Source organism: Shinella sp. CPCC 101442 (genome assembly GCF_024704725.1).
Lineage (GTDB): Bacteria > Pseudomonadota > Alphaproteobacteria > Rhizobiales > Rhizobiaceae > Shinella.
This window is the reverse complement of record NZ_JALIQS010000016.1, coordinates 60,581-67,198: the sequence shown is the minus strand read 5'-3', so window position 1 is coordinate 67,198 and position 6,618 is coordinate 60,581. Positions and strand designations below refer to the sequence as shown.

Genomic DNA, 6,618 nt, shown 5'->3' with positions numbered 1-6,618 from the left:
GATGTTTTTTATCGCGATATGTATTTTTGTGGTATGGTCCCGCCACGATCCCAAACGGAGACCAAGACCATGATGACCGACGCCCACACGATCCCGCTCGACAGCCAGCTGTGCTTTTCCATCTACGGCACGACCATCGCCATCAACCGCGCCTACAAGCCGATGCTCGATGCGCTCGGCATCACCTATCCGCAATATCTCGTGCTGAGCACGCTGTGGGAGGGCGACGGCCAGACGATCTCGGCCATCGCCGACCGTCTCGCGCTGGAGCCGAGCACCATCACGCCACTCGTCAAGCGGCTGGAGGCAGCTGGCTTCGTCACCCGCCGGCGTTCGACAAAGGACGAGCGGCTGGTCGGCGTGCACCTGACGGACAAGGGCCGGGACCTGCAGGCCGAGACGGGCTGCCTGACCGATACGCTGCTGCAGCGCTCCGGCATGACGGTCGAGGAGATCGTCGCCCTCAACGAAAGCGTCCAGAAACTCCGCGATGCACTCGCCGTGCCGCTGAAGGGCTGAGGCGAGGATATAGGCGCGTGTGCAAAAGCCCCCCGTTCGACAGATGGACCCTGTCTGCTTGCAGCAGGAGCTGCGAACGTTGTGCGCTTGCTGCGAGATGTCATTTGCTGTTTCTCGACCCCTACGCTCTCTTGATAGCCAGGGTCTGCGCATCGGTGAATTCGAGGAGGCCAGCCAGACTGCTTGAGACCGCCGAAAGCGACAGCGGGTGAGAGGTGCTGCACCTCGTTGCCCCATACCGTCCCCGCCTGGAGACGCCGAGCTACGGCGTAAGCGGCGTCGGCATCGGCCGACCATACGGAGCGCTGCGGCCATACTCCGTCGCATTGGCACGAGCCACCACGTCGTCGACATGCGAGAACGTCAAAAGCGGGAGACTGCTGCGTCTGACGCAGCAGCAGGCATGCCCGGAATGGATGCTGTCTGCGGGATAGACATGGCCAGGATCGCCGCGTTTCCCGCGACGATGGCAGGCCGATTGACCGTGACCTCTGCGGATTTCCCGCTTGCGATAGGTCAATCGGCAGGAGCTGATCGCTATTCAGACGGGAAATCCGGCAACGGCCCCTCGGAAGCAACATCCGTCCATGCGCTGACAGCCTTCCACCGCTCGGTAGCAGCGCTTCTCACTGCGTCAGCACCAAGTGCGACTTGGAGTGCGTCCGAGCCGAGAAGGATGTGCGGCGGAAGACGATCGGCTTGCGCGACGCGGACGACGACTTGCGCGATCTTTTCGGGATCGCCCGGCTCATTGCCCCAGTATGCCGCAAGCTGCCGGACGGTTTCTCCGATCGAGGCATCGTAATCCGGCAACATGGAAGGAACGTTTCCAAACGCACGCTTGCCCCAGTTTGTGCGCATGCCGCCCGGTTCGAGTGCCGTCACCTTGACGCCAAACGGTGCGGCTTCAAGAGCGACCGTTTCGGCAAAACCGCCTACCGCCCATTTGGCGGCAACGTAGGCTGCGTTGCCCGCGAGGGCAGACCGCCCACCGACGGACGAAATCTGGATGATGTGGCCGCTTCTCCGTTGGCGCATTCCGGGCAAGGCGGCCCGCGTGAGGTTCACGACACCAAAGAAATTGGTTTCCACAACACGACGAAAATCGTCCGATGAAACCTCTTCGAATGGCCGCGTCTCTCCGAATCCTGCATTGTTGACGAGGACATCAAGGCCCCCGAAAGCGGAGATGGCAGCCTCTACTGCGGCGGCGGCCTCCTGCTCGTCGGTTACATCGAGTCGGACCGGTTTCACGCGCGGACCATAGGACGCCACCAGGTCATTCAACTGGCTCAGGTCGCGCGCGGTAGCCACGACACGATGGCCTGCTTCCAGCGCCTTGATTGTGATTGCCCGTCCCAGGCCCGAGCCACTGCCTGTAACCAACCATACCTTAGACATATCGGATCTCCTTTGTTTTTGACTGTCCAGACAGTCATTTAATGTTGAAATTTTTTAGGCTAACATTCGCCACACAGCGTCGAAACCAGCCTGCGAAGCTTCTTCCGCCATCGCGGGATTTGCGATCATGAAGTCCATTGTTGCGCCTGCCATTCCTTCGACCAATTCCAGAACATAGCCTCGTGGCGCGGCGCGCAATGTGCCGCGCTTGGCCACCTGATCTATCAGGTCGAGGATTGGTGCCGCCGATACGGTCGCTGCTCGACGGCTTGCGTCGGTAATCGTATCGGAGACATGCAATTGCGCCGCAACCTTACGCTTTCCGGGGTTTGCGACACCCCATTGCGTGCGGGCCAGCCAAAAGCACCTGAACTGTGACTTCTCGTCCTGGTCGCTCGGGATAGCGGCCAAAACGGTTTGGATCAGGTCCTCCTTCAGTTCGGAATAGATGGCGTTGAACAGCTCCGTTTTCGTCTCGAAATAGGTGAAGACAGAGCCGTTCGAGATGCCTGCATGTTTTGCGATGTCGGCAGTGGACGTGCTCAAACCTCGTTCCGCGATCAGCGCGGTCGCTGCGATGATGATGGCATTCCTACGATCGTCGCTAAGAGGTCGAGCCATTTCGATTGCGTCCAGAGTTGTTTGCTGTTATTTAAATGACTGTTCACTCACTCATTGTCAAGCGCTTTCTTGGCCGCAAGGAGGGATGGGCGGAAATTCGCGGTCATCCGATCGGCTGCGGGTTGGGGCGACGGTCAGGGGTGCCGATCGCGTCCTTCCTCATTGTTCCTGCACCCTCCCGGGCGAGTTAATTCTCCATGATTGCTACCGTTCTCGTTCCCCTCCTTGCTTTCCTCATCGTGGTCGCAGTCGTCGCTTACGTCGGCACGAGGCTCGGTTCACTCTTGCACGTTCGGCGCAGGCTCTATCTCTACCTCATCACGGGCGTGATCATCGTTGCGGCACTGACGACGAGCCAGCTCACGGCAGCCTGGGATTCCGTGATCATCGACCGCGTCTATCTCGTCTCAGGCGTGCTGCTCGGTCTGCTCTTCTATGTCTTCATCTGGTTGCTGGTGTTCGAGCTGCTCCGTCCGCTTCTTCGGATTCCAGCCCGGGCGGCAGGCATCGCGGTGCTGCTGCTGGCCACAGTCACCACTGGCTATGGCGTCTGGAACGCCTATCGGTTCGAGACGAGGATCATCGATATCACGATGCCGAAGCTCATGCGTCCGATCAATGTCGCCGTGCTGGCCGACGTCCACATGGGCGGACATCGAGGCAAGGCCTATCTTGAACGCATTGTCGCGGCGACCAACGCGATGAACCCTGACATGATCGTAGTGCCGGGCGATCTCGCCGACAGCACCGCGATTCTAAGGGACGAGAATTTCGCGCCACTCGCCCAATTGAAGGCTCCCGTCTATTTCGCGACGGGCAATCACGACACATACATTGACGAGAAGCGGCTGATCGCGATCGCTCAGAGGCACGGCGTCCGCGTCCTTCACAACGAGGTCGTGTCCGTAGAAGGCCTGCAAATCGCTGGCCTCGATTACATGAACGCCGACGACAAGGCGTTCGACCTTCATCCTTCGCCGAACAAGACGACGATCGAGGGCACGTTACCTGGAATCGGCCTCGATCCGTCGCGGCCATCGATCCTCATCCACCACAGTCCGGTTGGCATCCCATATGCCGAGCAAGCCGGCATCGACCTGTTCATCACCGGCCATACGCATGACGGCGGCCAGATTTTCCCGGCGACCGTGCTCGCGAAGGGGCTGTTCTTTCCTTACAGCAACGGACTGTACCGCATCGGCAAAATGCAGCTTTTCGTCTCGCCGGGCATCGGGACCTTCATGTTGCCGCTGCGGGTCGGTTCGCAAAACGAACTCACGCTGCTCCGCCTGCGGCCGGCGCGCTGACGCTGACTGACGAGAGCATCGTCGCGACGGTGGATGTCAGTCCGGCGGAGGGTGTCGATCCCTTCTGCCGCCGGGCGTCGCTTCCTGGCTCAAGGCGAAGGGGAGCAGATCCGCCCGGCCATTGGCCACTGGGCCAGAAGCAATTCTCGCCTAAGACCGTCCGTCGTCAGCGGGTCAACGTCTTCAGGTAGGCGATGATGTCCATGCGATCCTTCGCCAGGGCAAGGCCGATCATCATTGTCGTTCCCGGCACCGCGGTCCGCGGGGCTTCAAGGAACCGGTTGAGGGTGTCGTCGTTCCAGACGAGCCCCGAGCCCTTCAAGGCATTGGAGTATCGCGCGCCGGGGCTCGTTCCCGCAGGGCGGCCGACGATGCCGTCGAGGGGCGGCCCCATCCTGTTCTGGCCGGTCGTCGAATGGCAGGCGCCGCAGCGGGCGAAGACCGTCTTGCCCCGGACCGGATCGCCTTCAGCAAGGGAGGGGGTGGCCGCGAGCAGGAGCGCCATCAGCGCTAGCGGCCGTTTGGCGCGGCTGGTGACGTTCCATCGGCAAGTGCGCGGGATAGTGGTCTGGTTTTCTGTGTTCATGCGTTGCTCCATCAGGCCGGGAGAAGGCCGCTTTTCACCAGCGGGAGGTGGCGGATCCGCTTGCCGGTGGCGGCGAAGACGGCATTCATGACGGCGGGGGTCGCGACCGCGATCGGTGGTTCTCCGCCGCCGCCCCAGAAATCCCGCGATTGCAGGACGACCGTTTCGATCTTCGGCGTCTCCGCGAGCCGGAGGACCCGGTAAGTGTCGAAATTGGTCTGCTGGATGGCGCCGCCTTCCACGGTGCATTCGCCGTAGAGCGCCGCCGAGAGGCCGAAAATGCAGGCGCCTTCCGCCTGCCGCGCGATCAGTTCGGGATTGGCGGCATTGCCGACGTCCGTCGCCACGACGAGCCTGTCGATCCGGATGAAATCGCCGTTCAACGAGACCCCGGCGACCGCCGCCACATAGCTGCCGTAGCCGTTGGCGACGGCAAGGCCGCGGAAGACGCCCTCCGGGGGCCGTTCGTGCCAGCGCGCCCGTTCGGCGGCGGCGTTCAGCACGGCGAGATGCTTCGGATGCTTGCCCATCAGGGCGCGGCGGTAATCCAGCGGATCCCTGCCGGCGGCATGGGCAAGCTCGTCGATGAAGCTTTCGAGATAGAAGAGATTGTGGTTGAGGTTGACGCCGCGCCAGGAGCCCGGCCGGATCGGCGGATTGTACATGACATGGTCGATCAGGAGGTTTTCGATATCGTAGCCCAGGATGCCGTTGCCGTCCGTCTGGTTCAGCCCGTGGAAGGCGCGCACGTCGCCGCCGCCCTCCAGGCTCTCCGGCCGCAGCGACCCGCGGATGGACTGGCCGGAAATGCGCATGTGCAGGCCGGTGATGCTTCCGCCCGCATCGAGGACGCCCGTCATCCGGCAGCGGGTGACGGGGTGGTAGTAGTCGTGGGTCATGTCCTCCTCGCGCGACCAGATCATCTTGATCGGCGTGCCCGGGACTTGCCTGGCGATCAGCACGGCCATGCGCGCGTAGTCGTGGTAGAGGCGCCGTCCGAAGCCGCCGCCGAGATGCAGGCGGTGGACCTCGCAGTTTTCGATCGGCACGCCGCTCGCCTCGGCAACGGTCTCGAGGCAGGCGCCGGCATGCTGGGTCGGCGCCCAGATCTCGCAGCGACCCTCGGTATAGAGCGCCGTCGCGTTGATCGGCTCCATCGCGGCATGCGCCTGGTAGGGGTAGCTGTAGTCGGCGCTGATCATCCGTCCGCCGGCGCCGATGACGGCCCGGGCGTCACCCGCCTGCGCGCCTGCGAAGCCGTTGGCGGCCACGAGACCCTCCATCAGCCGACCGGCGATGTCTGCGTCGGCGAGTTTTTCGTTCGGGCCGGGGTTCCATTCGATCGCCAGCGCGTCGAGGGCGCTGTTTGCCTGCCACCAGCGGTCGGCCACGACGGCGACGGTGGCGTCGTCGACCTTCAGGACATGGCGCACGCCGGGCAGGGCGAGGGCCGCGTCGGCATCGAAGCGGCGCAGCGTTCCGCCGGCGATGGGGCAGGCCCGCACGGCGGCGTTCAGCATCCCCGGCAGGGCGACGTCGATGGCGTAGACCTGCTTGCCGGTTAGCTTGTCGGGCGTATCGAGCCGGCGCAGCGGCTGGCCGGCGATGTGCCAGTTCTCCGGGTTCTTGAGCGGCACGACCGGCGGCGGCTCGATGGCGGCGGCGAGTGCTGCGACCTCGCCATAGGTGGCGCGGCGCTTGCTCTTCGGATGGCGGATCAGGCCCGCGCTCACCCGGCATTCCTCCGGCGGCACGCCCCAGTGCTTCGCCGCGGCCGCGATCAGCATGATGCGTGCGGCCGCTCCCGCATGACGCAGCGGTTCCTGCAGTTCCCTAATCGAGCCGCTGCCGCCCGTCTGGAAATCGCCCCAGACCTCGCCGCGTGCGAGGTTTTCGCGAGGGGACACATATTCGGTGCGCACGCGTTGCCAGTCGCATTCCAGCTCCTCGGCCAGAAGCTGCGCCAGACCCGTCTGCGAGCCCTGTCCCATTTCCGAGCGGGTCAGGCGCAGCACGACCGTATCGTCCGGGTGGATCACGATCCAGTGGTTGATTTCGCTGGGTCGGGTTTCCTGTGCCCCGGAATCCGGCGCGAAACCGAGCACGAGGGCGCCGAGCGCCGTTGCCGAAGACTTGAGGAAAAAACGCCGGGAAACGGGCATGATCGCGGTCATGGGAACTCTC

Annotated in this window: 6 protein-coding genes and 1 pseudogene; 2 read left to right on the top strand and 5 right to left on the bottom strand. The window is 63.4% G+C overall.

The genetic code is table 11. The features are described from left to right. Positions 1-72 precede the first annotated feature (72 nt). Entirely contained in the window at positions 73-519 is a 447-nt protein-coding gene (locus MUO32_RS28460) for a MarR family winged helix-turn-helix transcriptional regulator (protein ID WP_257951755.1), read from the top strand. A 230-nt stretch (positions 520-749) separates the two neighbouring features. On the opposite strand, the pseudogene MUO32_RS28455 reads toward MUO32_RS28460, so the two are convergent. From MUO32_RS28455 to MUO32_RS28445, 3 genes and pseudogenes are all read right to left on the bottom strand, one after another. After that, positions 750-1,100: pseudogene (locus MUO32_RS28455) on the bottom strand (hypothetical protein); the annotation flags it as partial. Next, on the bottom strand, positions 1,057-1,920 hold the full coding sequence (locus MUO32_RS28450) for an SDR family NAD(P)-dependent oxidoreductase (RefSeq protein ID WP_257951748.1): 864 nt from the start codon (positions 1,918-1,920) through the stop codon (positions 1,057-1,059). The pseudogene MUO32_RS28455 and the gene MUO32_RS28450, both read right to left, overlap by 44 nt. A gap of 54 nt (positions 1,921-1,974) precedes the next feature. Further along, on the bottom strand, positions 1,975-2,541 hold the full coding sequence (locus MUO32_RS28445; RefSeq protein ID WP_257951747.1) for a TetR/AcrR family transcriptional regulator: 567 nt from the start codon (positions 2,539-2,541) through the stop codon (positions 1,975-1,977). 197 nt (positions 2,542-2,738) lie between these two features. On the opposite strand from MUO32_RS28445, the gene MUO32_RS28440 reads away from it, so the two are divergent. Further along, positions 2,739-3,848 (top strand): metallophosphoesterase, encoded by a 1,110-nt coding sequence (locus tag MUO32_RS28440; protein ID WP_257951746.1) that lies wholly within the window; start codon positions 2,739-2,741, stop codon positions 3,846-3,848. A gap of 166 nt (positions 3,849-4,014) precedes the next feature. On the opposite strand, the gene MUO32_RS28435 is transcribed toward MUO32_RS28440, so the two are convergent. Then, the gene (locus MUO32_RS28435; protein WP_257951745.1) at positions 4,015-4,434 is read right to left on the bottom strand and encodes a cytochrome c family protein; all 420 of its coding nucleotides are present in this window, start codon (positions 4,432-4,434) and stop codon (positions 4,015-4,017) included. Positions 4,435-4,445: 11 nt separating this feature from the next. After that, positions 4,446-6,608, bottom strand: coding sequence for a molybdopterin cofactor-binding domain-containing protein (locus tag MUO32_RS28430; RefSeq protein ID WP_257951744.1), 2,163 nt, complete (start codon positions 6,606-6,608; stop codon positions 4,446-4,448). Positions 6,609-6,618: the final 10 nt, after the last annotated feature.